Consider the following 26062-nt stretch of genomic DNA (forward strand, 5'->3'; position numbering starts at 1 on the left):
AGGAAATAAAAAGATGAGAGTAGTCAAATGATTATGTTTAATAGAGGTAATCATTCGTATTCTCATTTTTTTAATTATTTTTTTAAGGGGGATAAAAAAGTGACCCAGGATGCATTAGAAATTTTAAATAAACTTTCACCAAATCAAAAGATAAATTATGATAAAACGTTGAAACAGTTAATCAAATTATGGCAAAAAGAGGAAGTCCGACCTAAAATATTACTTCATAGTTGTTGTGCACCTTGCAGTACGTATACACTCGAATACATGACTCAATTTGCAGAGATTACTATTTATTTTGCGAATTCGAATATTCATCCTAAAGAAGAGTACTTACGAAGAGAGAAAGTACAAGCTCAGTTTGTTGCTGATTTTAACCAAAAGACAGGACAAGAGGTTCTCTTTTTGGCAGCACCTTATGAGCCGTCTGTTTTTATGAACATGGTGAAAGAAAAAAACTTGAAAGATGAACCCGAAGGCGGAAAACGTTGTACCGCTTGTTTTCAAATGCGGTTAGATTTAGTAGCAGAAAAAGCACAGGAATTGGGCTATGATTATTTTGGGAGTGCCTTAACGATTTCGCCTAAAAAAAATAGTCAACAAATTAATGATTTGGGCTTTGATATTCAAAAGTTTTATGATGTTAATTACCTGCCTAGTGATTTTAAAAAGAATAAAGGTTATGAACGTTCGATTGAGATGTGCCGTGAGTATGATATTTATCGCCAGTGCTACTGCGGATGTATCTTTGCAGCACATGAACAGGGAATTGATTTAGCCGCTGTTAAACGGGAAGCTAGAGCTTTTATTTTAGATAAAGAAGAAAAATAGATGGAGAAAATTAAGAAAGCAACGATTAATCAGAGGAAAACGTTTTTTGCTATCCTGTTTTTGAGCTTTATCTTTATGTATTCATTAAGGACAAAGACTTATTTTTTAGAAAAAGTAATCTTTTATGGCTATAATTTGCTCAATTTAGGATTAGTTGTTAAACTTTACAAAAAAAGAATAAGCTTATTCTTTGTTTATTCTTTTTCTTTTATAGAATTTGTAGGTTATCAAATTCTGTTTTCTGCGAGCGGTATTCCTTTTGCTATTTGGTCATGGTCAATGGTGGGATGGTTAGGGAGTATCTATGCAGGGTTAATTTCATTTCTTTTTTATTCTTATCGTTTTGACGATGAATTAGAAAGAAAAATAAATAAAAAGAAAGGATGATCGAGATGTTAGAAGTCTGGAAAAAGGTTAAAGAAAATACAACAGTCAGACGTGCTCTTGTCTTAATTGGTATTTGTTTCTTTCTTTACTTGATTCGTAACATCATGAGTCTGTTATTATTAACTTTTATTTTAACGTATTTAATTATTAGAGTTGTAAAAAAATTACATCAGTTGACCCATATTCCGCAAAAAATAATTGCCATTGTATTTTATATCTGTATCTTAATTTTTCTTTATTTTGCAGTAACTATTTATGTACCTAAGTTATTCACGCAGACGATTCAAATGATAGAAGAGGTTGTCTCCTTTTATCAACGGATGAGTACGGATAATAAATTAACAAGTTGGTTAGCTGCAAATATTAGTTTTCAGGAGATTAAACAACAACTAACAACAGGTGCCAAAGTCGTTTTTAACACACTCTCTAATATTGGTTCGATGGGGATTACTTTTGTGATGTCTTTGATTTTAAGTTTCTTTTTTATTATCGAGCAAGACTGGGTTACTAATTTTGGAAAAGGCTTTTTTACTAGTAAAATTAGTGTTTTAAGTCAAGATGTTGCATTTTTAGGTAAAAAATTTGTTAATACTTTTGGTGTGGTATTGGAAGCTCAATTTATAATTGCTTGTGTAAATACGATATTGACAATGTTTGGGTTATACTTGATGCATTTTCCGGAAGGTCAGTTATTGAGTTTAGCATTAATGATTTTTATTTTGAGTTTAATACCAGTTGCAGGTGTTATTATTTCTTGTTTGCCGCTAAGTTTAATAGCTTATACGGTAGGGGGGATACAAGATGTCATCTATGTTTTAATTATGATAATGTTAATTCATGCGTTAGAATCTTATATCTTAAATCCAAAATTAATGAGTAGTAAAACAGATTTACCTGTCTTTTTTGTTTTTATTGTGTTGATGTTTTCTGAAAAATTCTTTGGTATCTGGGGATTAGTAATTGGTATTCCAGTGTTCGTCTTTTTATTAGATTTATTAGATGTTAAAGCTGAAAAACCAATAAAAAAAGTAGAACAGACCAAAATCGAAAAAAGCTAAAATAAAAAGGAGTCGAACTAATCGATTAGATTAGTCAGACTCCTTTTTTCTTTATGAAATATCATATTTCTTTAATCTGAAATAAGTAATTAATTCGGAAATACCGGTGAAGAGAAGTAAAATACCAATAAATTGATAGAAAACAAGTTTTGTTGCAAATGGATTTCTCAAGATAACAAGACCTGCAATAAAGAGTAAAATACCGTATAGCAAGACTGAAATCCAGGGTACGTTGACAAATTTCTTTAGATTAAACGCTTGAGTTATTTTTGATAAACCACTAATCATAATAAGAATACCTAAAAAGATAGTAATCATACTAAATAATGGATCAGCAAATTTGAAAATGAAAACGGAAAAGAGAAGATAGAAAATCGCAATGGGTATTTTAAAATTAAAACCTGTCATTTGTTTGTTGCGTAAGCCATCAATTAAATTGATAATCCCAAGAACGAGATTATATCCAGCGATGATATAAACTAAGATTTTAAAAACACCATAAGGGTCAATTAAAGTAGCAATTCCTAATAAAATAAAAGCTAAACTTCGTATAACCGCATAACGCTTAAGTGAACTAAATAGTGACGATATCATAATGAATAACCCCCTTTTCGTTTATTATAGTTCTAAAGGGGTAAAACAAGCAAATATAAAGAAAAAAACTTAAGAAGTGAGACGAAAATATCATGTCGTTCCCCCCTTAAGTTTAACTTGTTTTACATTGACCCTTTAAAAACATCTGAATTTTTGATGAAGTAATCAACACCAGAATAAATAGTAAAGATTAGACAAACATAAAGCATAATTTGTGCAACTGGTAAATGAATGAGATTAAAAGGTACGTTATTAACAAGTAATAAAATAATCGCAATCATTTGTGTAGCTGTTTTAATTTTACCAGGCCACGCGGCAGCCATTACTTCGCCACCTTCAACGAGTAGTAAACGTAAACCAGTGACCGCCAGTTCGCGACAGACAATAACAGCAACAATCCATGAAGGAGCAAGACCTTGTCCTACTAAAACGATAAAAGCAGTCATAACCAACATTTTATCTGCTAAGGGATCAGCAAATTTACCAAAGTTAGTCACAAGATTATTTTTTCGAGCAATATGTCCATCCAACCAATCGGTAATACTTGCTATTGCAAAGATAATAGCAGCGACAAGTTGAGTGATTGCTAAAGATTGATCACCCACAGCAATCGTACCCCAGTTAAATGGAACGACGGCAATGATAATAAAGAGCGGTATCATAAAGATACGGATAACGGTAAGTTTATTTGGTAAGTTCATAGGAGCCCTTTCTTTCTAATTATTTTTTTCTTTACTTGGTTCAAATTCTAAACCAATAATTTTTTTACCAGTTACTGGATTTTTTTTGTTAAATGGTAATAATTTTCCTTCAATTCCAATGTTTAGATTGTTTGATGCCCCAACAATGATTTCAACGCTGGACATATCATCAGGAAGTTCTGTTTGAAGATCCTCTCCAGGCTGTAAAGTATATTGATAAAAAATATTAGTCGTACCAGCTTCTTGTAATCCAATCCAAGCCGGGCCATCTAAACCAGTGAATTCAATAGTATAAGGAGCTGTATCATTTTTAATCGTATAACTAACACTTTGAGGAGTATCAGTATTTTCTTTGACTTTAATTTCTTTAGCCACTTCTTTTTTAGTTGTTTCAGTGGTTGACTCGACTGTAGAAGAGTCACTCGTTTTTTCTTCAGTTTTTTGAGTTGAGCTACTTTCATTTTTAACCACTGTCGTTTTCTCAGGTGTTGGTATGAGTGGACCGTCCTCAGTATCTAACCAAATCGCATAAATGACTGTTCCAAAAATAGCCATTACGACTAAAAGTAATAAACTCACAGGTAAATAAGTTTGTAAGAGTGTTTTTGAGCGACTTGTTTGAATATGTTTCGCCTTACGTGAACCGTTAACTGGGACCGCAAGCGCAAGGTCTGTTGGATTTTCCGATTTCCCTTCTAAACGACGAAGAAGAGGCCTAGGGTTTATCCCAACAGCTTCAGAGTACTGCCGAATAAAGGTTCTTGTATAGTAATCACTAGGTAGTGCGTCAAAGTCACTGGCTTCAATCGCTTCTAGATATCGTCGTTGAATTTTTGTAATTCGCTGAAGATCACCAATGGTTAAGCCTTTATCAATTCGGGCTTTTTTTAACTTTTCCCCAATCGTATCCAAAATATTGCCTTCTTTCTTTATTAGTATCGGTAAATTAAGGAGTTACACTTAGTTTGGTTTAGGATAAATGTAGAAACGACTTAGTCCCTCAGGGCGAACAAAAGTATTTCTAACGTTTAAAATATCCTTCAACGTGATAGACTCAATAATTTTGGTTAAGTCGAATAAGGTAACGTCATCAAACTTCATCGCACTATATTGGTTAGCAATATATTCTAATGAATCTAATGATTGTAGATGTTTCCCAATCATTTTCTTCTTAGCCAGCGCAAGATTCTGTTCAGTTAACTCAGGACTTTTATCTGATTTCAAGATTAAGTTGACCATTTGATTAGCAAATTGTTCTGGATTGATAGTGTCCGTACTAAAATCAGCAAAATGGAAACTACGATCCAATGAAAACTCAAAAGAAAAACTATCGTCAATTAAACCATCATTGTACATCTCTAGATAATGACTTGAAGTAATGCCGAATAAAAGTTGTAATAGAAGTTGAATACTTGTTTGGTATTTTAACCGGTCAGTACTTTCACTGGGTACTTCGTCTAACCCTTTGAGCCCAACAATTGCTTTGGGACGTTTAATAGACAATTCAATCTTATCTTCTTTGATGATATCTTTTTCAAGTTCAATTGGAAACCGGCGCTTAATAGAAGAAGCAGGTTCGAAATGTTTCATTTCTTGATTTTTTTCAATCGTTGCCATAATTTCTTCAGGGTCAAGATTACCTACGACAAAAAGATTCATATTGCTTGGATGATAAAAAGTGTTGTAGCAAAGATACAAATCTTCTGCTGTGATTTTAGAAATACTATCTTCAGAACCAGCAATATCAATATGTAAGGGATGTTTCGGGTAAAGATTATTTAAGATACCAAAAAACAAGCGCCAGTTAGGATCATCTTGATACATTTGGATTTCTTGGGCGATAATCCCTTTTTCTTTGTTGACAGAATCTTCAGTGAAGTAAGGTGTTTGGACAAAATCTAATAAAGTTAAAAGATTTTCTTTTACATAATCTGTACTTGAAAAAAGATAACTCGTTCTCGTGAAACTAGTAAAAGCATTCGCAGAGGCTCCTTGACGACCAAATTTTTGAAAGACGTCTTCGTCCTCTTTTTCAAAGAGTTTATGTTCTAAAAAATGAGCAACGCCATCAGGAACTTTGGTGAAATCTTCTTGATTTAAAGGAACAAAATCATTGTCAATTGAACCGTAATTAGTCGTGAAAATACTATAAGTCTTATGATAATCAGATTTAGGTAATAAAGTCACTTCTAAACCATTTTTTAATCTTTTTTTATAAAGTGTTTCATTAACTTCTGGGTAAAAAATTTCTTTCATGGTTGTTAGTTTCCTCCTTCCATGAAGTAAACTGCTTGAAGTTTAACATTTTCAGCAACAGTTTGAACGTCTTCAATTGTAACGTTATTCACTTTTTCGATCCACTCGGTTTCAGAGAGGTTAGCTTTATCGAAATATAGTCGCAGATAAGCTTGTTCTAAAATAGCAGATTGATTATCTAATGATAGTAGATACTGGTTGATTAACATTTTTTTAGTTTGTAATAATAATTCTTCGGAAATATTTCCTAAAACTAAACTTTTTAATTGTTCATTAACCAATTTTAAAACTTTTTTTCGATTTGTGCCATCAATACCTGTTTGAACAGTTAAATACCCTCTAAAACTGTCAAAGGAACTGCTCGCATAGTAAGCTAAACTATGTTTTTCACGCACGTTCATAAAAAGTTTTGAGTGTGGAAAACCACCAAATAGTCCATTGAAGATAAGTAAGGCAAAATATAAATCATCATAGTAATAGACATTACAGTGGTAAGCGATGTTCAGTTTGGACTGAACAACAGGCAAGTTTTCCGTTTTTTGTTGAATGATATTTTCAAATGGTTGTTTATAAAATAAATTAGTGGTTAATTCTTGAGGACGATCGGTAAAACCAAAATCTTTAAAGCAGCGTTGAACATACCCTTCTGCGACATCACCTAAAACCAAAATATCCACTCGGTCGTTTGCTAACATTTCTTGATAGTAGTTGGCAAGTGAGCTGGGTGTTTCTTGTTTAATGACCGCAGGGTTACCAAAACTAGGTGTCTGTTGATCAAGGTCATTAGTAAAGAAAAGTTGTTGGATTGAAAGAGAAGCATGTGATTGTTTATCGTCAAAAATAGAGTGGATGTATTCTACTAGATTTTCTTGTTCACGATAAAAAGTGGCTTCATCAAATTGGTTATTGCTAATATTTGGTTGAAAAATAATTTCTTTTAAAAATTCAACAGCTGATTCTAAAACAGATAAACCATTAGGAACAAGCTGATCATTAATAATATTAAGTCCGATTGTTAAATAATGTTCATTTCCTTTACGACTGACTCCAATACCAAAACTAGCGCCATAAAGGTCGGCTAATTGTTTGCTTAAATCTGTTTGTGTTGGGAAGTTTAAGCTATTGGTTTCTAATAGACTCGCTAACAATGAACGTTTTGAACTGGTTAGTGCGTCTAAGGGGGTTGCAAAACGAACTAAAATACGGACCGTCTTATATTTATTATTTGGTAAAATATGTAATTTTACATGTTGATTTAATTCCGTCATCATAGTATAAAAACTCCTTTATCACTTGAGTCAAAGATTTTAAAACTCACTCTCTAGATTACCAAAAAAAGACAAGACAAGGTAGGAAAAGAGTCGAAATTCACAGATATTTCAATTTCTGTCTATAAAAAATCAAAGTTTAAGTCTATCTTTACAGTATTATATCATATATTACAAAATAGTTACATGTCAACCAATTAATAGAAAATTAGAGTAATTTTAAAGTAAAATAAAATGCTGTTGTTATTATATTAGAATGTGTATAATAATTTTAGAAAGGGAGTGTTGAGGTTTGATTAAGGAATTCAAAGAGTTTATTACTAGGGGTAATGTGATTGATTTAGCAGTTGGTGTTATTATTGGTGGCGCATTTACGACAATTGTCAATGCACTTGTGTCGGGGATTATTACACCGTTAATTGGGGTTGTTATTAAGTTAATAACAGGTCATAAAAACTTAGATTCCGCAACACAAGGGATGGTCTTTAAAATTAATGGTGTTAAGTTTGATTACGGTATGTTGATTTCTGCTATTATTACATTTTTGATTACCGCATTTGTTTTATTCTTGATTGTTAAGGCAATAAATAAAGCACAAACGATTTTACCAGCTGAAAAAGAAGATGAAGCGAGTGCTCCTGTTGAAACAACGGATGCTATTTTAAATGATATTCGTCAATTATTAAAGGAACAAGCATCTCAAAAAATTAATAATACTCATGATAAACAGTAATAAAGATATCGGACAAAATAAAAACCAACCGATCCTTTTAAATAAGGTCGGTTGGTTTTTTTTAATGTGATTCGATAACAGCGTCGCTATCATTTAAAATAGCATCATCTAATAAGTTTAGACGGCGGCTAGTCACAACACCTGCTAAGATACTGTCATTAACATTTAGAGCTGTACGGCCCATATCAATTAAAGGTTCAACTGAAATCACTAAACCAACAATTTCAACAGGTAAATTAAGTGAGCCAAGAACAATCAGAGAAGCAAAAGTTGCTCCACCACCAACACCGGCAACACCAAATGAACTGATGCTGACAATGGCAACAATCATAGCGATATAAGTAATGCTATGAACATCAATACCTACTGTTGGTGCAACAATTGCTGCGAGCATCGCTGGGTAAATACCAGCACAACCGTTTTGACCAATTGAAAGCCCAAAACTAGCAGCGAAATTGGCAATGGCATCATCAACGCCGAGTGCTTTTCTTTGTGTTTCAATATTTAAAGGTAAGGCTCCAGCGCTTGAACGTGCTGTAAAAGCAAAACTAAGAACTGGGAAGACTTTTTTAATATAAGTTTTTGGGTTTACTTTATAGAAGACTAAAATAATTAAGTGAATGATAAACATTGCGATTAAAGCAGCATAGGACGCTAGAACAAATTTACCAAGGTTAATAATTGCGTTTAAGTCACTTGTTGCACTTACCTTCATAATTAGAGCTAAAATCCCATAGGGTGTTAAGCGCAGAACAAGGGTAACAATTCGCATAATAATCGCATCTAAGGACTGAATTAATTTCAAGAAAAACTCAGCTTCTTTTTCTTTTTTACGCTTGACTCCAAGATAAGCCATCCCAACAAAAGCTGAGAAGATAACAACAGCAATTGTACTAGTACTACGAGTTCCAGCTAAATCAGCAAAAACATTTCGTGGAATGAAATCAACAATCTGTTGAGGTATGGTTAAATCTTTAACCATATCTTGTCTTTGTGATAACTCAGCAATTCGTGCTGTTTCTTGAGCACCCTTCGTAAAAGTCGCACCGTCTAAATTAAATAGAAAAACAGAAGCAATTCCGATTAAAGCGGCAATCGCAGTTGTTCCAATTAATACAACGAGTACATTAAAACTAATCTTACCTAAATTTTTACTTGTATCGAGCTTTGTAAAAGCACCGACAATCGAAATAAAGATAAGTGGCATAACAAGCATTTGTAAGAAAGCGACATAGCCGTCCCCAACAATACTTGTCCATTCGATAGCTTTCAGGGTAACTGCGTGATCATTCCCAAAAGCGAATTGTAGGATTAATCCAAAGATAATCCCGATTCCTAACGCAATAAAAACGCGTTTAGAAAATGTAACATGTTTGGCTTGCATCTTGTAAAGTACAAACATCAAACCAATAAATACTAAAATGACAAGTAACGTCAACATTAGATTTGTCATTTTATCCCTCCTTTATACGTCTCAAAATGACAAGAGACTGATGGTTAATTGTAAGAGTAAAGGTCTCAGTTCACTAAGTTTTCCGATTAGAGAACCTAACAAAATTAACTTATTATTTGTTAGCAATTGCATGTAAGTTTACTAGAATTTTTTTAAAAGCACAACTAGATTGTCTCCGTATTTATTAAGGAAAGAAGAAATAATAAAAAAAGGTAGTTTGTTATAACGTTCAATCGTTATAATAAACTACCTTTTCTAGATAAAGATTAGTCACGTTTTTTTTCAAAAAGAGGACTAACGGGTTTGTTTTCATGGATACGTTTAATCGCATCTCCAATTAAAGCACCAACACTGACTGTTTCAATTTTATCTGAGTGTTTATCATCAGGTAAAAGAATAGAATCTGTGATGATTAGTTTTTCGATTGAAGATTGATCGATTCTTTCAATCGCAGGACCTGAAAGAACAGGGTGAGTGCAACAAGCAATCACTTCTGTCGCTCCTTTTTCTCTTAATGCTTCCGCAGCAAGAGTAATTGTTCCTGCTGTGTCAATCATATCATCAATGATGACACATTTTTTACCGTCTACTTCACCAATAATATTCATTACTTCTGCCACATTTGCTTTTGGACGACGTTTATCAATAATCGCAATCGGTGATTTTAAGTTTTCAGCTAGTTTTCTAGCACGAGTGACACCACCATGATCAGGAGAAACGACTACAACATCGTCGCCTTCGTAACCATGTTCGATAAAGTAATCCGCTAACAAAGGTGCAGCCATTAAATGGTCTACTGGAATATCAAAGAAGCCTTGAATTTGTGCAGCATGTAAGTCAAGTGTAAGAACACGAGTTGCTCCTGCACTTTCTAGCATGTTTGCGACTAATTTAGCTGTGATTGGTTCGCGAGAACGTGATTTTCGATCTTGACGAGCATAGCCGTAATAAGGCATTACCACGTTTATTGTTTTGGCACTGGCACGTTTTAGCGCATCAATCATAATTAGTAATTCCATTAAGTGGTCGTTGACCGGGTTACTAGTCGATTGAATTAAGTAGACGTGACCGCCACGAATACTTTGTTCGATATTGATTTGAATTTCGCCATCACTGAATTGTCTAACTTCTGATTTTCCTAGTTCGACTCCAACAGCATCCGCAATTTTTTGGGCTAAGGGTTTGTTAGAGTTAAGTGAAAAAATTTTAAGTCTTGGATCAAAGTAATGATTAGACATGAGAACCTCCGCTTTCTATATTATCAGTATTATACTTACTTATAAATAGTAGTCATTTTTGTAAGATAAATCAAGGGGTTTCCTTATTTTTATTGGTTATAGGGTAGTTTTTTTGCATATTCTTTAAGATTTGTTTGACGTCCACGAGCGATTCCTAAATCATAACTAGGGACATCTTCCGTAATGGTCGACCCAGCGGCAGTCGCGCTACATTCATTTAAAACAACTGGTGAGACAATAGTGGTATTGCTACCAATAAAGACATGATCACCAACTGTTGTATGATGTTTATTTTTTCCATCGTAATTAGCAAAAACAGTACCACAACCGATATTAATATCTTGACCAAGCGTAGCATCACCTACATAAGTTAAATGCCCCACTTTAGTTCCTTCACCAATCGTTGCATTTTTTGTTTCAACAAAGTTACCAATATGAGCATGGTCAGCAATAACTGTATTCGGACGAAGATGAGCATAAGGTCCGACATCAATATGATTTTTAAGGGTTGCATTTTCAATTAAAGAAGAAGTCACTTCAACATAATCACCTAATTGACTATTACGAATTTCTGAATGAGCGCCAATCCAACAATTTTCGCCGATAACAGTCTGACCTTTAATAAGAACACCGGCTTCGATGGTTGTATCTTTGCCAATAGTGACCTCTTTTTCAATATAAGTTGTGTTAGGATTAATAAAAGAAACACCATTTTTCATATGTTCTAAATTAATTCGTTGGAACATTAATTGGTTGGCTTTAGCTAAAGCGACACGGTCGTTTACCCCCATAGAGTCATCTTCAGAGTCCATAATAAAAGCCGAAACAACTTCATTTTGTTGCTTTAAAATTCCAATAACGTCAGGTAAGTAATATTCGCCTTGGGCATTATGATTGCCAACCTCTTGTAATGAGTTGAAAAGACTTTGGTTATCAAAACAATAAGTTCCAGTATTAAATTCAGTAACGGCTAATTCGCTCGCCTTTGCATCTTTTTGCTCAACAATTTTTTCAACATGACCCTCCGCATTACGAATAACACGACCGTAGCCAGTTGGATCTTTAGCAATGGCAGAAAGAATGGTTGCTTTTGCTTCTTCTTTTTCGTGATGATCAAAGAGAGCAGTTAGTGTTTCGGCTGTTAAAAGAGGGGTATCCCCACAAATAACGAGTGTCGTTCCATCTTTGTCAGCTAAAAGATCACTGGCAGCTAGAACGGCATGCCCTGTTCCAAGTTGTTCAGTCTGTAGTGCATAGTGTGAGCGTTCGCCTAGTTGTTCTTTAACTTTATCTGAACCGAAACCAACGATGGTCACGACCTCGTCAACGTGAAGTTTTTCAATTTGGTCCATGACATGTTCGACCATTGGTTTTCCAGCAACGGGATGTAAGACTTTGTATAGTGATGATTTCATCCGTGACCCCTGGCCTGCTGCTAAGATAATCGCATAACGATTTTTCATATAAGACACTCCTCAATAAAATAAATTTAATAAACGAACGATTAAAGCTGTTTTATAGTTAAATATTAGTCAAAATAATTACCAGGGACAACGGTAATGTTTTTTGTTTGCGTGTCGACTTCTTTTACACATAGTAAAGAGGTGTAGTTTTCAATCATTCGGCGTCCACTAAAGGTTGATTCGGCAAAGACTGTGATACCAACAAGCTCAGCTTCAAATTCTTCAATCAAAGCAGTCATCCCGTTGACAGTACCGCCACCTTTCATAAAGTCATCAACAACCAAGACTTTAGCTCCTCGTTTTAAACTCCGTTTTGATAATTCCATTTTTTCAATTCGTTCGCTTGAACCAGAAACATAATTGACACTCACAGTTGAACCTTCAGTGATTTTAGAATCACGTCGAACAATCACGAAAGGAACATTGAGATAATAGGAAACTGCTTGGGCGATAGGAACGCCTTTGGTTGCCACCGTCATAACGGCATCAATTTTCTTGTGAGCATATTGTGAAGCAATGATTTGTCCAACTTGTTTAAGCAATTGTGGTTCTCCCAGTAAGTCAGATAAATAAACATAACCACCTGGTAATAAACGATCTTGTTCTGACAAACGTTGGCAGAGTTCAACGACCATTTCTCGTGCCGTTTCATAAGGGATTTTTGGAGTGAAAATAACGCCTCCGGCAGCACCAGCGACAGTTTCAAGGACGCCCAAACCTCGATCGCTAAACGTTTTCTTTAGGATGGTTAAGTCTTCACTGATCGAAGACTTAGCAGAATCATATTTTTTAACAAAGAAAGTAAGTGGCGTCAACATTCGAGGATGATCCAAGATATATTGGGTCATATCGATTAAGCGTTCACTTCTTTTAATTTTCATAAGCGTACTCCTTTTTAGTATAAGTACTGTCAATTATAGAATCTTTTCCTCAAAAAGACAAAATAAATTTTAGCTAAAACTGAACGTTCGTCATTTGCAAGTCGCTAATATTAATGAGAATCGTTTGTTTGAGCTGAAAAATAGCTAATCTTTGGAAAATAAAAGATTAATATAAAAAAAGAATCACTTGTTAAAAACAAATGATTCTCTAATATTGAGCTATCTTTTTCTTTTAGATTTTAAACCATCCATGACATTAATCAAAATAAAAAGAATGATAAAGACTAATGTAATGGTCGCTCCTGGAGGCGTATCGAGTTGATACGATGAAATTAATCCAGAGAGCATACCAATGAAACCAACAATAATACTAATAAACATGACAGAATTGAATGTTTTTCCTAATTTCATAGAAATCGTGGCTGGTAAAATCATAATCGCTGAAACTAATAGTGCTCCTGCAATCGGGATCATCACTGTAATAGCAACTCCGGTGATAACATTGAAAAACATGGAAAGATACTTAATCGGTAACCCATCGACATGAGCCGTTTCTTCATCGAAAGTTAAGACATACATTGGTTTCTTGAGGAAAATAAAAAGGACGACAATCATCATCGCTAAAAGACCTAAAATAATGACTTGGTTCCAAGTAATCGTCACGATAGAACCAAACAGGTATTGTTGAATATTCATAGCTTGCTTTCCTTTATTTAAATTCATTAAGACAAGAGCAACGGCAAGTCCACCAGACATGAGGATGGCAGTCGATACTTCAGAATAAGATTTATATAAACTACGAATGTATTCTAAAATAAGAGCAGAAAGAATGACAATAAATAAAGTGGTAACAGTAGGGTTAACATTGATGAAAAAGCCCAGAGCAATCCCTGCTAGAGAAACATGTGATAAGGTATCTGCTAGAAGCGATTGACGTCTTAAAACTAGAAAAATCCCAAGCATGGGGGCAATGATGGCGATAAAGCTAGCAGCAATTAACGCTCGAATCATGAATGCATATGAAAACATCTCCATTCTGAATCCTCCTTTCGTACTAAATGAATGTGGCGATCCATGTATTCTTTGATATCTTCATGGTCGTGAGTAATCATTAGAATCGCTTTATGATGTTCATGAGCATTATGTTGAAGTAACTCATAAAAATCTCGACGTGATTTTTCGTCCATTCCAGTTGTCGGTTCATCTAAGATAAACAAATCTGGATCGGTGGCAAAGACACGCGCTAAACAAATACGTTGTTTTTGTCCTCCTGATAATTCACCAATTCTTTTTTTTCGCATGTCCCACATTCCGACAGAATGTAAAGCTTTTTCAACATGTTGATGGTCGAGAGTGGTTAGTTTTTTAAACCAACGATTTCGTGGGTAACGTCCGGATTGAACAAGTTCTAAAACCGTACTTGGAAATCCAGCATTAAACGACGAAATTTGCTGTGGAATATAACCAATACTGAGTGGCTTTCCTTCATAATTTTCTTTTGAAATCGTCACAACACCTTCGTCTGGAGAAAGAAGACCGAGTGTATTTCTAATGAGGGTTGACTTGGCAGCTCCATTTTCACCAGTTAATATAACAAACTCACCAGAATCAACATGATAAGAGATATTTTCAAGAACAGGTTCTTCACCATAATAAAAAGTTAAATTCTCAACATTGATATAACGCATAGATAAACTCCTTTCGAGTAAAACGTAAGAATTACAATTTAAAACAAGAGTAAGAATAGCATGACTTTGACAAAAAAACAAGTTGTTTTCCTGAATAATCAGTAAAAAATAAAAAAAGCAAAGGACAGAATATAGGGAGTTAAGGCTTATCCACAGTTTCTATCCTGTTTGCTTTTTAATCTTTTAAAGTTCGAACAACATAAACTTCTTGGCAAAAACCTTTTAAACCATTCGCAATCCGGATTGCACGTGACTGCTTCTGACAAAGAGCTAAAACGGTGGGACCACTACCACTCATAACGGCAGCATCGGCACCAAACGCTAACATTTTTTGTTTAATCTCAGAAACAATGGGATATTTTTTCATGGTATAGGATTCCAGTGAATTCCCTAAATGCTGGGTCATTTCAAAATAATCTTGTTGCTCAATCGCTTTTTTTAAAGCATTGATGTTTGGGTGGTAAAGTTCGTCTAAAGACAGTTTAGCAAAAACTTTAGGCGTTGAAATGCTTAACTTTGGCTTCACTAAAACGACCCAGCAAGAGGGCATTGAATGGGTTAAGGGCTCAACAATTTCACCCAAACCTTTGACCAGAGAGGTTTGTCCATAAATACAATAAGGGACATCTGTTCCGATTGGGACAGAGAGCTTGACCATGTCTTCTTTCGTTGCGTTTAATTCAAAGAGTCGATTAAGGCCACGGAATGTCGCAGCTGCGTCACTGCTACCACCACCTAAGCCAGCAGCAACAGGAATATTTTTTACCAATTGAACCGAAATACCTTGTTGAATATGAAAGGCGTGTTTCATAATTTCAATGGTCTGATAAATATTGTTTTTTCGATCTGTCGGTAAAAAACCACTATTGGTTTTGATAATAATCTCATTTGTTTTTAGAGGAGTGATAATCAGTCGATCAGCCAAATCAACACTAGACATAATCATTTCGAGTTCGTGATAACCGTCTTCGCGTTTATAAAGAACATCAAGACCTAAGTTGATCTTAGCCGGAGCTTTTTCTATGATTTCCATGTAAAGCTCTCCTTTCTAACAAAAATAATTGCATTAATTATACCTTAACGATGAAAGCTTTGTCTGTTATTAAAGACAAGATTCTTTTAAATTTAAGTATTTTTCTTTTTGGTTTCGGGTGAGTTGTTTGAAGGCATATTCAGCTTTCATTGCGTCACTTTTACTAGAAAAAGCTTCAGCGTGGATCAAAGAAGCGGGTCGCCTACTAGGTACACGTGTATATTTGGCGCCTTTTCCGCTATTATGTTGTTTAAGACGTCGCTCTAAATTTGTAGTATAACCAGCATAAAAGGATTGGTCTTGACAGAGAAGAACATAAAAATAAGCTGTTGTTTCTCTCATTTTATTGTCCATGTAGCAGCGCTTTAATTTCTGGATAATAATTATTTTGTTCATCATAGATGTAAAGAGGAGGCAAAATCCTTAAGCCATCTGTTTTTCCATCTTTGATACCTTCTATTAAAACCATATTTGCTTCTCGTTCTTTTTTTGGATAAATAAATTGGATTCTTTTGGGAGCAATCCGATGAGCTCTCATTTGGTCAAGTAAATCAATTAACCGATCTGGACGGTGGACAAGAGCAATTTTTCCGTTCATTTTAAGTAGCTTCGAAGCTGTTTCAAAAAGAGTGTCCAAAGTAAGATAAACTTCATGTCTGGCGATGGCTAAATATGGATTTGGATTTTTTTTGCTATTGGGTTGTTCTTTGAAATAAGGCGGATTACAAGTAATGAAATCAATGGAATCATGTTTTAGATAGTGCAGCGAATCTTTAATATCGGTATGAATAATCTCAATTTGATTTTCAAATTGATTGAGTGAAATACTGCGTTTCGCCATATCTGCTAGGCGTTCTTGAATTTCTAATCCTGTAATTTTAGCTTGTGTTCGGGGTTGCATAAAAAGAGCAACCGCTCCATTTCCAGTACAAAAATCAACAATGGTTCCTTTTTTTGGAATGGAAGCAAAATGGGCTAATAGAACAGCATCAAGTGAAAATGAAAAAACGGTTGAACTTTGAATAATTTGGATATCTTGAGCTAATAACTGGTCAATACGTTCGTCAGATTGTAAAGTATCTTTCATAATTATAAAATTTCCCTTTCATTGCTTGTTATATCTTTTTATTATAGCAAAGTTTACACAGAAATCATGCCACGATGATTAGAAAAAGCTTGCAAGTTTTGCTGTTTTTGGGCATACTTGTAACGAAATGAGATTGTAAAGGATGGAAAAAATATGTTTTATGCATTTATCTTCGGTTTGGTAAGAGTCCTCATTTTCTTGATTAATACGAATACACGTTATGAAGGAACTGAAAATTTACCTAAAGATGAAAATTATGTTCTTGTTGGACCACACCGCACTTGGTATGAACCAGTATTTTTTGCAATAGGTGCTTGGCCTCGTCGTTTCTCATTTATGGCTAAGAAAGAATTATTTAATAATCCCATCTTACGTTTTATTTTAGTGAGGTGTCATGCTTTTCCAGTCGATCGTGAAAATCCTGGCCCAAGTGTGATAAAAACACCAATTCGTACTTTAAAAAATACAGATTTAAGTGTGATGATTTTTCCGAGTGGGAGTCGCTATTCGGATGAATTAAAAGGTGGGGCAGCCTTAATTAGTAAAATGTCACGTCGCAAAATTGTGCCTGCTGTTTACCAAGGACCTTTATCTTTTTGGGGATTGTGGACTAAGAAGCGTGTGACGATTTCGTATGGAGAGCCTATTGATATTTCGGATATAAAAAAAATGGACAAAGAGGGGATTGCAGAAGTAGAACAACGAATGCAAAACTCATTTAAACAATTAGATCAAAAAATTAATCCAAATTTTGTTTATACGCGTCCCGAAAAGAAACAATTAGAAAAAAAATAGGAGGAAGAGGCTGATTTTTTAATCAGCCTCTTTTTGTATCCTCTCCGTCTTTTCACCTGTTTTGTTTAGAGTGAACCACGGTGTAGAAAAATGACGGAGGCTTCAAAAATTTGCTATAATGGAAAGAAGACCTTTTTTAAGGAGGAAGTACATGAAAATACTACATACAGCAGATTGGCATATTGGTAGAAAATTAAATGGTTATTCACTTTTAAAGGAACAAGAAGATGCTTTTCAACAACTGGTTAAAGTAGCACTTCAAGAAAAAGTGGAGGCGATTGTAATTGCTGGTGATTTATATGATCGGTCAATCCCATCCGTTGAAGCAGTCCAAAGCCTACAAGAGATGTTAAAGGTTTTAAATCTTGAGCATCAGTTGCCTGTTTTTGCCATTTCAGGTAATCATGATAGTCCGATTAGGTTAGAGGCCGGTGCACCGTGGATGGTCTCACAACAATTTTATTTAAATACCCGCATTGAACAAGCGGTCCGACCTTATGAATTAGGTGATGTTCAGTTCTTTCTACTACCTTATTTTGAGCCTTTTCACGCACGTACCTATTTTAATGATGAGAGTATTCGAGAGATTCAAACGGGAGTCAATCGTGTCGTTGAAGAAATGAAAAAACATTTTAACCCTTCAAAACGTCAAGTTTTAGTGACCCATTTTTTTGTGGCAGGAGCAACTAAGGAAGAGTCAGAAACAACACTAACTGTTGGAGGACTTGCTAATGTTTCACAGGAATCGTTAGCTGATTTTGACTATGTGGCATTAGGACATCTTCATTATCAAAATGCGATTAAAAAAGGACAAAGGATTAAGTATAGTGGTTCATTATTGAAATATTCTTTAGGTGAGGCAAATCAGGAGAAAGGTTTTCGAATAGTTGAGTTAGGAACAAAGGAATCTGGTGAGATTAAAAGTACATTTATTCCAGTAAAACCACTTCATAATGTTCAAAAAATTCAAGGTAAATTTAGAGAAATTTGTGATCCAACTCATTTTAAACAAACAGATCGAGAGGCCTATACTGGTGTTGTTTTGGAAGATTTAACAGTGATGGATAATGCTATCGGTGAATTAAGGGCTATTTATCCAAGATTAATCAGTTTGGAATTGCAAGGAGCGATGGACCAGTCTGTTACAGCTATCGATTTGACTGAAGCAGAACTGACGGATTTGAATCCACGAGATTTAATTCAGAATTATTATGAGGAAACGGTAGGTATTTCGTTAACTAAACAGCAAGAAGAATGGTTACATGAAGCAATTTTAAAACAAATGTCAGAAAGTTGAGGGAAATAAATGCAGCCACTACGATTAGAATTAAATTTTTTTGGACCTTATCGAAAAGAAACCGTTGATTTCTCAGATTTTTATGCGAATGGTTTATTTCTGATTACAGGGAAAACAGGGGCAGGAAAAACCACAATTTTTGATGGCATGAGTTTTGCTTTGTATGGGGTCACCTCAGGTAGTTATCGTCAAGGCAAAGATATGCGATCCAATTTTGCGACCCCTCATGACGTAACATCCGTTGCTTTTGAGTTTAAATATGGAGTAAATACCTATCATATTGTTCGACAACCTGCACAAAAATTGGCTAAAAAAAGAGGAACTGATTTAAAAGAGGAACCGGCAGGAGTCGTCTTGACGGCTTTTGATGAGCAAGGCAAAGAAGTTCTTCAATTAACAAAGCAAACTGAGGTTAAGAATAAAGTAGAGGAACTCTTACAGTTGAATGAACAACAATTTTCTCAAATTATTATGTTGCCTCAAGGTGATTTTCAAAAGTTTTTGATGTCAGATAGTAATGATAAAGAAAAAATTTTAAGGAAATTATTTAATACGCATTTCTACCAACAAATAGCTGAAACTATTTTAGAGCATAAAAAGAAAATAGCGAAAATGTTACAAAAGGAAAGCGATCATTTGTTAGTTTTAGCGCAACAACTTGCTTTTTCTTCTGAATATCAAGCAGAAGCGGCAGAACATTGTTTACTGGCTGATTATTTATCTCTCTATGACCAACAAATTTTAGCCTATGAAGCGCAAGAAAAAGATTATTTGGCTGAGTTTAAAAAAATAGTACCGATTCTAGAAAAAGTGGAGGCAGAAGTTTACCGCCTAGAAAAGCGGGATCAGCTTATAGCTAAAAAGAACAAGGTCACCGAGCGTTTAGTAGAATTAGAGCATCAAGAAGCTGAAATTAATGTAAAAAAGGAACTTCATCTAACACTTCAAAAAATTAAACAATTGTTACCATTTTATGAAAGTGTACAAGAGCTTTTGTCAGATCAAGTTCATTTAAGAAAAAAACAAGAAGAAACGCAACAGAATTATCAAAGCGTGACGACGAGTTTACAACGAATTCAGTTAGAAAAAGAAACGCTTGATTTGGAACAAGAACAAATGCAATTATTTGAACAAAAAATCTTGAAACTGGCTGAAATCATCCCGTTGTTTGACCAACAGAAACAATTAGAACAAGAATTAGAAAAAAACGAAAAAGAACTGAAATCAATGGGGCTTGCTTTTGATTTAGCTTCACAGGCATTCGTTCATCTTGAACAAGAGATTGTGGAATTAAAAGTAAAGACTAAGAAAAAAGAAGCGTTTCAAACAGAAAGTTATCAACTTAAAACACAAGCAAGAGAAATTGATGAAGCACTACAGAACTGGGTAAATTTACAAACGCAAGAACAAGTTTTAGCTGAATTTATTTTAAAAGAAACACAGTTAGGAGATTCTGTAAGGTCTGCGCGGCAAACAGAAGAAAAAGTATTGTTCGAGGCGCAACGTTTAAAAAGCGAATGGGCCAAGGAGCAGATTGCTCGCTTAAGTTTGGATTTGTTACCGGGGGAAGCGTGTCCGATGTGTGGTTCAACAGAGCATCCACAACCCGCTCATTTTGAAAGTTCGCTCACGTTAGAAGAATTAAAAGAGCTTGAAATACAAGTTGAAAAAATCAATGATGGTTATCTTTATGAGAAAGAGCAGCGAATCATTTTAGAGCGGGAACAGTTATTTGCTCAAGAAAATGTTGAAAAAATTTCTCTAGAAAAAGAAAAAGAAAAAACAAAATTGTATAAAGAGGTTCAAGTCAGGTATAATTATCAGGGCGATATCGACTTGTACGATTTTTTGAAGAATTTAAAAAACAACCTAACTGAAAAAATTAAAAAAACAGAAGTAGCGATTCAAAAATGTGAACAAGCTAGTTTAACATTGCAAGAGAAAGAACAAGCCATTATAGAAAAACAAGAACAGATAGAAAAATTACGTCAAGATAAACAGTCGACTACCGTTTTGTGTATTGAAACAAAATCTGCATTAGCGGCTGTAGTGAAGCAAATCCCAGAAGAATGGTCTTATCGGACAAAAAGTTTAGCTGAGCGTGATATGATGCAAGAAGTACTTATACACTGGCAAAATCAGGTAGCAGAATTGAAAGAGCAACAAGCAAAAGTACAATCGGAACAAGCGACGTTATCTGGTCGTTTAGAAGAAACTAAACGACAATTAAATGAAATCACCGCTAAGTTAGCGACAAGAAGACAAGCTTTTGAAGGAGAATTATTAGCTAACGGTCTCTTATTAACAACGGTTATTGAGCAAAAAGAACAAGTGAAACAAATCCCACTGTTGGAAGAAATCTGTTTAACTTTTGATAAAGAATATTATGCAAAACAAGAAGAAATAAAACAATTAGTGCTAGAGCTTCAAGAAGAGGCACCTGGCGATTTAGAATTGGAAAAAGAAAAATTAGAACAATTAAAAAGAGAAAAAGAGCAAGTGCAAGAAAAAATGACCGAATTAACGTTAATTCAAAAAAATAATCACCGCTTATTTTTAGAAATAGAACGAAAAGAAAAACAAATAAAAGTCGAGTTGCAAGAATTAGAAGAGTTAACTTTGCTTTCTGATGTCATGAATGGTGATGGGCAAAGTAAATTGAGTATTGAAAGATATTGTCTTCAACTTTATTTAGGTAAAATACTGGCAGTCGCTAACCAAAAACTACTCGACTTATCTAATGGGCGTTATTATTTAAAACTAAGAGAAAGCCAAGGAACCTATAAGAAAAACACCGGATTAGAAATGGATATTTTCGATGGACATGTTGGTTTGACACGAGGAGTGAATACATTATCCGGCGGTGAAAGCTTTATGGCTTCTTTATCACTGGCCCTTTCATTAGCGGAAGTTATCCAACAAATAGCGGGTGGAATTCGGATTGAAGCGATGTTTATAGATGAAGGATTTGGCTCTTTAGACGAAGAAACGCTAGAAATTGCGATGCGGTCACTTGAAAAAATTAAAGGGGATGGTCGTTTGATAGGCTTAATATCACACGTTAAAGAGTTGCAACAACGTATTCCTCAACAATTACGAGTCGCAACCAAGCAAGATGGTACGAGTGAATTTAAAACGTATTTAGAATTTAGGTAGGAGGTGAGTCAATGAAGTGGTCAATTCCAGAAAAAATAGTTGAAGAAGGACGCGATTATGCCAAAACAGGACGAGTTGTTTCAATTAGTAAAAATGAGGAGCAACAAGTCTGGTATGCGGAAGTTTTAGGCACAGAAGTTTTTCATATTGAGTTAGATGGAACAGCAAAAGAGGAAGATGTTTGTCAGTGTATTTATTGGCAACAGCATGGTTTTTGTAAACATACGGTGGCGACTGAGTTAGCCTTGCGTGAACAAGGACTCAATCGGTATATTAAGAAAAAAGCCAGTGATCCGAAATCTTTTCAAGCACCGTCACAAGCAACCATCTTTTCCCGTAGTTTTTCTCGCTTACAAGAGGAAACAATCGCTAAAGACTTGTTAGTGGGTGATAAATTAGTTTTAGAGTGGTTTTTAGAAATCGTTGAACCTTTATCTTATCATCCTGAACAAGCAGTGATTGGTCTTTATCTAAAAATTGGTCATCGAGGGCCAGGGCAGCGAACTTATATTGTTCGAAACATTAGTGAATTTCTTGAAAGCTATGTTAATAAAGGTCTTTTTCAACTAGCTGATCGTTCATTTACGATTAGTGAATATTCCTTTATGACTCGTGAAGTGGAATGGTTAGAAAGACTGGTAGACATCCATCGTAATAATCAAATGTTGAATCCTTTGCAAGTTCAACAAAAAGGGAAAATCAACAAACGCTTTTTAATATTAGATGCTTTTGAAGCACGTTTCTTTATTGAGGGCTTGATGGAAGACCAACGCTTAATGTTAGTTTATGAAAAAGAAAAATTTGAAACACTCTATTTTAAAAAAGAGAAACCACCGATTCATTTTAGGGTGACACCAGTTGGGTTAAAAGATTATCAATTACATGTTCATCACGGTGAATTAATTTATTTGGAAAATTACCAATGGATTATTTCGGGACATTCGATTTATCAGCTTACTCACTATCAAGTAGAACGGTATGAATTATTGCAACAGTTATTGAAACGGGTCTCAACACCCAAAATTTTATTTACAGAAAAAATGGTAGGGCAATTATTTTCTTATATTTTGCCTAGTTTAGAGAGTATCGGAGTTGTGGAAGTCAGTGAAGAACTGGATGCTGAGTTACTTCGAGTCCCTTTAAAAGCGCGAGTTTATTTAATTAAAGATCAAGAACAACTTGCAGCCCGTGTAGATTATTGCTATGGCGATTATATCTTTTCAACCGATGAGGCAGTCACGAGTGAACAATCCGATAAAGCACGAATTATTCGCGATCAAGTTCGAGAACTACAATTAGAAACCATTTTAGAGCACTTTAATTTTGTCAAACGTCAAACCGCTTTTTATCGTAAATTTCCTGTGGGAGAAGAATTGTATCATTTTTTCCGAGATGAAATACCAATGCTTGAGCAATATGCTGAAGTCACTCTTTCAGACGCTGTTTCCGAATTTTTTGTTGAGGACGAAGATTATGAACCTAAAATTAGTATTTTAGATGAAGGTTCATGGTTAGACATTCAATTTGATATTACTAATATTGATGAGGTTGAAGTCAATGAGGTTCTTGTAAGTTTATTGAAACAAGAAGAATATCATCAATTGAAAAGTGGTCAGTTATTAATGCTGGAAAGTCATCAATTTAAAGAAGCAAGTCAAGTTATTCAGCAATTACGTCAAGATATTAAAATAACCAAAGGGCATTTAACGATTCCGAAGCATCGGAGTTTATTAGTTAATCAGGCCATTCATGAGATGTCTGATGTAACGACCTCCTCATCCTTTGATGGATTGGTTGAGAATTTACGTAATCCCGATGACTATGAAGTTGCATTACCAGTGGGGCTAAAAGCAACCTTACGTGATTATCAAAAAACTGGTTTTAAATGGTTGAAGATGTTAAGTCACTATCACTTTGGTGGTGTTTTAGCTGATGATATGGGACTTGGAAAGACAGTTCAGATGATTGCTTATCTTCTCTCAGAAAAAGAAGAAGGAGCGCTCATAAAGCCAAGTCTAATTGTTGCGCCTGCTAGTTTGTTGTATAATTGGCAGATTGAAATTAAAAAATTTGCGCCAACGTTACGAGTCGCTGTTATTTCAGGAGCGAAAGAGGAACGCCAAAATCTGATTAGTTCGTTGACAGAGCAAGGGGTTGACGTCTTGATTACCTCTTATTCAACGGCACGTCAAGATGAAGATTTATATAAAGAACATCAGTTTCACAGTTTGGTTTTGGATGAAGCACAAATGGTTAAAAATGCAGCGACTAAAACATTCCAAGCTTTAGAGAGTATCAAAGCAGATCATCATTTTGCGTTGAGTGGTACTCCAATTGAAAATCGCTTGGATGATTTATGGGCTTTATTTAGAATGATAATGCCTGGTTTTTTCCCTCCTATTCGAAAATTCAGAAAATTACCAACTGAAACAATTGCGATGATGATTCAACCATTTGTTTTACGCCGCGATAAGAAAACGGTCTTGAAAGATTTACCCGATAAAATTGAAACGGATTTATATAGTCAATTATCAGAAGAACAGAAGACGGTCTATTTAGCTTACTTAAAACAAATGCAAGAACAAGTTATCGCGATGGATGATGGTAGCTTTAACAAAAATAAATTATCTATATTAGCAGGTTTGACTCGTTTGCGTCAGATTTGTTGTCATCCAGGCTTATTTTTACCGGACTATAAAGGTGATTCAGGCAAAATGAATCAGTTGCTTGATATTGTTGCGAATGCTAAATCTAATGGCCGACGTATCTTACTTTTTTCTCAATTTACCGGAATGTTATCGATGCTAGAAGAATCGTTTGATGAGATGGGGATTGAAACCTTTTATTTAAGAGGAAGTACGGCAATTGAAAAACGCCAAGAAATGGTCGACCGCTTTAATCGAGGAGAGCGTGATCTGTTCTTAATTTCGTTAAAAGCGGGTGGAACCGGCTTGAACTTAACCGGTGCTGATACAGTCATTTTATATGATTTATGGTGGAACCCAGCGGTCGAGGATCAAGCGACGGGGCGAGCACATCGAATGGGTCAAACCAAAAAAGTTGAAGTTTTCAGATTAATGTCAGAAGGAACGATTGAAGAAAAAATGAATCAATTACAATTGAATAAAAAAGAATTATTTAATCAAGTGATGGATTCAGAAACGGTTCGTCCTTTATCAAGTCTAACAATGGATGATCTAAAAACAATTTTGGATATCGGTTCTTAAATATAAGTGAATAAAAGCAGACTGTCCTTTTGGTAGTATCCTCTTAAAGTTAGAATCAAAAATCTAATTTTAAGAGGATACTACGTTTGGTTCAGTCTTTTTTTTCCACCTATTTAAAGGATGAAAGTATCATTTTTTTTAAAGCAATGGTATGATAAAAAAAATAATACTAGAGAAAGTGGTTGGAGCTATGAAGATTGTTCGAGAAAAAATAGCTTTATTAGGCGTTTTAACAGCTTTGTCCGTCGTATTAGGCCTAGTGGTTCATATTCCATTACCAGCAAGCAAAGGTTATTTTAACTTGTTAGAAATCGGAATTTATACGACAGCTCTACTATTAGGAGGACCGGCTGGTTTATTTGTTGGTGGTATTAGTGGATTATTACTAGACTTGATCTTAGGCTATCCACAATGGATGCCCTTTTCGTTACTAATCCATGGATTGCAAGGGTATTTGGCAGGAAGAATAGGGTATGGTCAATCACAAAAACGACAAGTCATTGGCCTTTGTGTTGCTTCAATTGTGATGGTTATTGGGTATTTTTATGCAAATGATTTATTATATCAATGGGGGGCAGCCATTGCCTCGCTTCCAGGAAATATTAGTCAAACCCTTTGTGGAACCATTGGAGCAATTGTGATGATGCGCTATTTAAAAAAGGCGAAAATAACTGAAAAGTCCATCTTAAAACGCAAAGAAAAATAAATTTAAGTGAATGATTTTAAAAATTTAGAGTATAAGGCATTAATAATGACGGGTTTTAGCGGATAATCCAAACTTAAAGGGAAGCGGACAACATTTTTAAGTTTTGTCACGCTCCCTCTTTTTGTGCTAAAATGGGAACTGAGTTAGTTCGAGTAGGAACAAGGTAAAGTAGGACTAATGACTGCCTTTCTTAGTAGAAGAAGGAGTCAG

The 26062-nt window shown here is 34.8% G+C and carries 23 protein-coding genes; 9 read left to right on the forward strand and 14 right to left on the reverse strand.

Annotated features, from left to right (window positions below; translation table 11 throughout):
• Positions 1 to 99: 99 nt before the first annotated feature.
• Genes ACTJFD_RS02770 through ACTJFD_RS02780 form a run of 3 tightly spaced genes read left to right on the forward strand, consistent with a single transcriptional unit; the run spans position 100 to position 2276 of the window.
• Positions 100 to 831, forward strand: coding sequence for an epoxyqueuosine reductase QueH (locus ACTJFD_RS02770; RefSeq protein WP_442259555.1), 732 nt, complete (start codon positions 100 to 102; stop codon positions 829 to 831).
• Positions 832 to 1218 (forward strand): hypothetical protein, encoded by a 387-nt coding sequence (locus tag ACTJFD_RS02775; protein ID WP_442259556.1) that lies wholly within the window; start codon positions 832 to 834, stop codon positions 1216 to 1218.
• 5 nt (positions 1219 to 1223) lie between these two features.
• Positions 1224 to 2276 carry an AI-2E family transporter gene (locus ACTJFD_RS02780; protein ID WP_442259557.1) on the forward strand — a complete coding sequence of 351 codons (1053 nt, stop codon included), beginning with the start codon at positions 1224 to 1226 and terminating at the stop codon, positions 2274 to 2276.
• A gap of 51 nt (positions 2277 to 2327) precedes the next feature.
• Here ACTJFD_RS02780 and ACTJFD_RS02785 read toward each other — a convergent pair whose 3' ends face one another.
• The 5 genes from ACTJFD_RS02785 to yfmF all read right to left on the reverse strand — a co-directional run bounded on the left by ACTJFD_RS02785 (position 2328) and on the right by yfmF (position 7098).
• Entirely contained in the window at positions 2328 to 2870 is a 543-nt protein-coding gene (locus ACTJFD_RS02785; protein ID WP_442259559.1) for an HdeD family acid-resistance protein, read from the reverse strand.
• Positions 2871 to 2992: 122 nt separating this feature from the next.
• Positions 2993 to 3571, reverse strand: coding sequence for a CDP-diacylglycerol--glycerol-3-phosphate 3-phosphatidyltransferase (gene pgsA, locus ACTJFD_RS02790; RefSeq protein WP_442259561.1), 579 nt, complete (start codon positions 3569 to 3571; stop codon positions 2993 to 2995).
• Between the two features lie 15 nt (positions 3572 to 3586).
• Positions 3587 to 4483, reverse strand: a complete 897-nt coding sequence (locus tag ACTJFD_RS02795) for a helix-turn-helix domain-containing protein (protein WP_442259563.1) — start codon at positions 4481 to 4483, stop codon at positions 3587 to 3589.
• A gap of 48 nt (positions 4484 to 4531) precedes the next feature.
• Positions 4532 to 5827 carry an EF-P 5-aminopentanol modification-associated protein YfmH gene (yfmH, locus tag ACTJFD_RS02800; RefSeq protein WP_442259565.1) on the reverse strand — a complete coding sequence of 432 codons (1296 nt, stop codon included), beginning with the start codon at positions 5825 to 5827 and terminating at the stop codon, positions 4532 to 4534.
• Between the two features lie 5 nt (positions 5828 to 5832).
• Positions 5833 to 7098 (reverse strand): EF-P 5-aminopentanol modification-associated protein YfmF, encoded by a 1266-nt coding sequence (yfmF, locus tag ACTJFD_RS02805; protein ID WP_442259567.1) that lies wholly within the window; start codon positions 7096 to 7098, stop codon positions 5833 to 5835.
• A gap of 289 nt (positions 7099 to 7387) precedes the next feature.
• On the opposite strand from yfmF, the gene mscL reads away from it, so the two are divergent.
• The gene (mscL, locus tag ACTJFD_RS02810; RefSeq protein ID WP_442259568.1) at positions 7388 to 7828 is read left to right on the forward strand and encodes a large conductance mechanosensitive channel protein MscL; all 441 of its coding nucleotides are present in this window, start codon (positions 7388 to 7390) and stop codon (positions 7826 to 7828) included.
• Positions 7829 to 7889: 61 nt separating this feature from the next.
• Here mscL and ACTJFD_RS02815 read toward each other — a convergent pair whose 3' ends face one another.
• From ACTJFD_RS02815 to ACTJFD_RS02855, 9 genes are all read right to left on the reverse strand, one after another.
• Entirely contained in the window at positions 7890 to 9281 is a 1392-nt protein-coding gene (locus tag ACTJFD_RS02815; RefSeq protein WP_442259570.1) for an L-cystine transporter, read from the reverse strand.
• 266 nt (positions 9282 to 9547) lie between these two features.
• Positions 9548 to 10519 carry a ribose-phosphate diphosphokinase gene (locus ACTJFD_RS02820; RefSeq protein ID WP_442259571.1) on the reverse strand — a complete coding sequence of 324 codons (972 nt, stop codon included), beginning with the start codon at positions 10517 to 10519 and terminating at the stop codon, positions 9548 to 9550.
• Positions 10520 to 10608: 89 nt separating this feature from the next.
• Positions 10609 to 11982, reverse strand: coding sequence for a bifunctional UDP-N-acetylglucosamine diphosphorylase/glucosamine-1-phosphate N-acetyltransferase GlmU (gene glmU, locus ACTJFD_RS02825; protein WP_442259572.1), 1374 nt, complete (start codon positions 11980 to 11982; stop codon positions 10609 to 10611).
• A 65-nt stretch (positions 11983 to 12047) separates the two neighbouring features.
• A complete protein-coding gene (purR, locus tag ACTJFD_RS02830; RefSeq protein WP_442259574.1) occupies positions 12048 to 12863 on the reverse strand; it encodes a pur operon repressor in 816 nt (271 codons plus the stop codon).
• 219 nt (positions 12864 to 13082) lie between these two features.
• Entirely contained in the window at positions 13083 to 13898 is an 816-nt protein-coding gene (locus ACTJFD_RS02835) for a metal ABC transporter permease (protein WP_442259575.1), read from the reverse strand.
• Positions 13871 to 14551: a metal ABC transporter ATP-binding protein gene (locus ACTJFD_RS02840; RefSeq protein WP_442259576.1), complete on the reverse strand. Its 681-nt coding sequence runs from the start codon at positions 14549 to 14551 to the stop codon at positions 13871 to 13873. The genes ACTJFD_RS02835 and ACTJFD_RS02840 overlap by 28 nt, the downstream gene beginning before the upstream one ends.
• A gap of 175 nt (positions 14552 to 14726) precedes the next feature.
• Entirely contained in the window at positions 14727 to 15584 is an 858-nt protein-coding gene (gene ispE / locus ACTJFD_RS02845) for a 4-(cytidine 5'-diphospho)-2-C-methyl-D-erythritol kinase (RefSeq protein ID WP_442259578.1), read from the reverse strand.
• Between the two features lie 69 nt (positions 15585 to 15653).
• Positions 15654 to 15938, reverse strand: coding sequence for a GIY-YIG nuclease family protein (locus ACTJFD_RS02850; protein WP_442259580.1), 285 nt, complete (start codon positions 15936 to 15938; stop codon positions 15654 to 15656).
• Positions 15928 to 16671: a tRNA1(Val) (adenine(37)-N6)-methyltransferase gene (locus tag ACTJFD_RS02855; RefSeq protein WP_442259581.1), complete on the reverse strand. Its 744-nt coding sequence runs from the start codon at positions 16669 to 16671 to the stop codon at positions 15928 to 15930. The genes ACTJFD_RS02850 and ACTJFD_RS02855 overlap by 11 nt, the downstream gene beginning before the upstream one ends.
• Positions 16672 to 16824: 153 nt before the next feature.
• Between ACTJFD_RS02855 and ACTJFD_RS02860 the strand changes: the two genes are divergently transcribed.
• The 5 genes from ACTJFD_RS02860 (at position 16825) to ACTJFD_RS02880 (ending at position 25852) form a co-directional block, all read left to right on the forward strand.
• Positions 16825 to 17466: a lysophospholipid acyltransferase family protein gene (locus ACTJFD_RS02860; RefSeq protein WP_442259582.1), complete on the forward strand. Its 642-nt coding sequence runs from the start codon at positions 16825 to 16827 to the stop codon at positions 17464 to 17466.
• Positions 17467 to 17617: 151 nt separating this feature from the next.
• On the forward strand, positions 17618 to 18763 hold the full coding sequence (locus ACTJFD_RS02865; RefSeq protein ID WP_442259583.1) for an exonuclease SbcCD subunit D: 1146 nt from the start codon (positions 17618 to 17620) through the stop codon (positions 18761 to 18763).
• Between the two features lie 9 nt (positions 18764 to 18772).
• On the forward strand, positions 18773 to 21919 hold the full coding sequence (locus tag ACTJFD_RS02870) for an AAA family ATPase (protein WP_442259584.1): 3147 nt from the start codon (positions 18773 to 18775) through the stop codon (positions 21917 to 21919).
• Between the two features lie 11 nt (positions 21920 to 21930).
• Entirely contained in the window at positions 21931 to 25146 is a 3216-nt protein-coding gene (locus ACTJFD_RS02875) for a DEAD/DEAH box helicase (RefSeq protein WP_442259585.1), read from the forward strand.
• Positions 25147 to 25336: 190 nt separating this feature from the next.
• Entirely contained in the window at positions 25337 to 25852 is a 516-nt protein-coding gene (locus tag ACTJFD_RS02880) for an ECF transporter S component (RefSeq protein WP_442259586.1), read from the forward strand.
• Positions 25853 to 26062: the final 210 nt, after the last annotated feature.

The sequence above is a fragment of the Vagococcus sp. genome (assembly GCF_052102835.1).
GTDB lineage: Bacteria > Bacillota > Bacilli > Lactobacillales > Vagococcaceae > Vagococcus.

Coding starts and splice junctions, on each gene's coding strand:
- ACTJFD_RS02775 (WP_442259556.1), top strand. CDS start 832: ATGGAGAAAATTAAGAAAGCAACGATTAATCAGAGGAAAACGTTTTTT.
- ACTJFD_RS02780 (WP_442259557.1), top strand. CDS start 1,224: ATGTTAGAAGTCTGGAAAAAGGTTAAAGAAAATACAACAGTCAGACGT.
- ACTJFD_RS02785 (WP_442259559.1), bottom strand. CDS start 2,870: ATGATATCGTCACTATTTAGTTCACTTAAGCGTTATGCGGTTATACGA.
- pgsA (WP_442259561.1), bottom strand. CDS start 3,571: ATGAACTTACCAAATAAACTTACCGTTATCCGTATCTTTATGATACCG.
- yfmH (WP_442259565.1), bottom strand. CDS start 5,827: ATGAAAGAAATTTTTTACCCAGAAGTTAATGAAACACTTTATAAAAAA.
- yfmF (WP_442259567.1), bottom strand. CDS start 7,098: ATGATGACGGAATTAAATCAACATGTAAAATTACATATTTTACCAAAT.
- ACTJFD_RS02815 (WP_442259570.1), bottom strand. CDS start 9,281: ATGACAAATCTAATGTTGACGTTACTTGTCATTTTAGTATTTATTGGT.
- ACTJFD_RS02820 (WP_442259571.1), bottom strand. CDS start 10,519: ATGTCTAATCATTACTTTGATCCAAGACTTAAAATTTTTTCACTTAAC.
- glmU (WP_442259572.1), bottom strand. CDS start 11,982: ATGAAAAATCGTTATGCGATTATCTTAGCAGCAGGCCAGGGGTCACGG.
- purR (WP_442259574.1), bottom strand. CDS start 12,863: ATGAAAATTAAAAGAAGTGAACGCTTAATCGATATGACCCAATATATC.
- ACTJFD_RS02835 (WP_442259575.1), bottom strand. CDS start 13,898: ATGGAGATGTTTTCATATGCATTCATGATTCGAGCGTTAATTGCTGCT.
- ACTJFD_RS02840 (WP_442259576.1), bottom strand. CDS start 14,551: ATGCGTTATATCAATGTTGAGAATTTAACTTTTTATTATGGTGAAGAA.
- ispE (WP_442259578.1), bottom strand. CDS start 15,584: ATGGAAATCATAGAAAAAGCTCCGGCTAAGATCAACTTAGGTCTTGAT.
- ACTJFD_RS02850 (WP_442259580.1), bottom strand. CDS start 15,938: ATGGACAATAAAATGAGAGAAACAACAGCTTATTTTTATGTTCTTCTC.
- ACTJFD_RS02855 (WP_442259581.1), bottom strand. CDS start 16,671: ATGAAAGATACTTTACAATCTGACGAACGTATTGACCAGTTATTAGCT.
- ACTJFD_RS02860 (WP_442259582.1), top strand. CDS start 16,825: ATGTTTTATGCATTTATCTTCGGTTTGGTAAGAGTCCTCATTTTCTTG.
- ACTJFD_RS02865 (WP_442259583.1), top strand. CDS start 17,618: ATGAAAATACTACATACAGCAGATTGGCATATTGGTAGAAAATTAAAT.
- ACTJFD_RS02870 (WP_442259584.1), top strand. CDS start 18,773: ATGCAGCCACTACGATTAGAATTAAATTTTTTTGGACCTTATCGAAAA.
- ACTJFD_RS02875 (WP_442259585.1), top strand. CDS start 21,931: ATGAAGTGGTCAATTCCAGAAAAAATAGTTGAAGAAGGACGCGATTAT.
- ACTJFD_RS02880 (WP_442259586.1), top strand. CDS start 25,337: ATGAAGATTGTTCGAGAAAAAATAGCTTTATTAGGCGTTTTAACAGCT.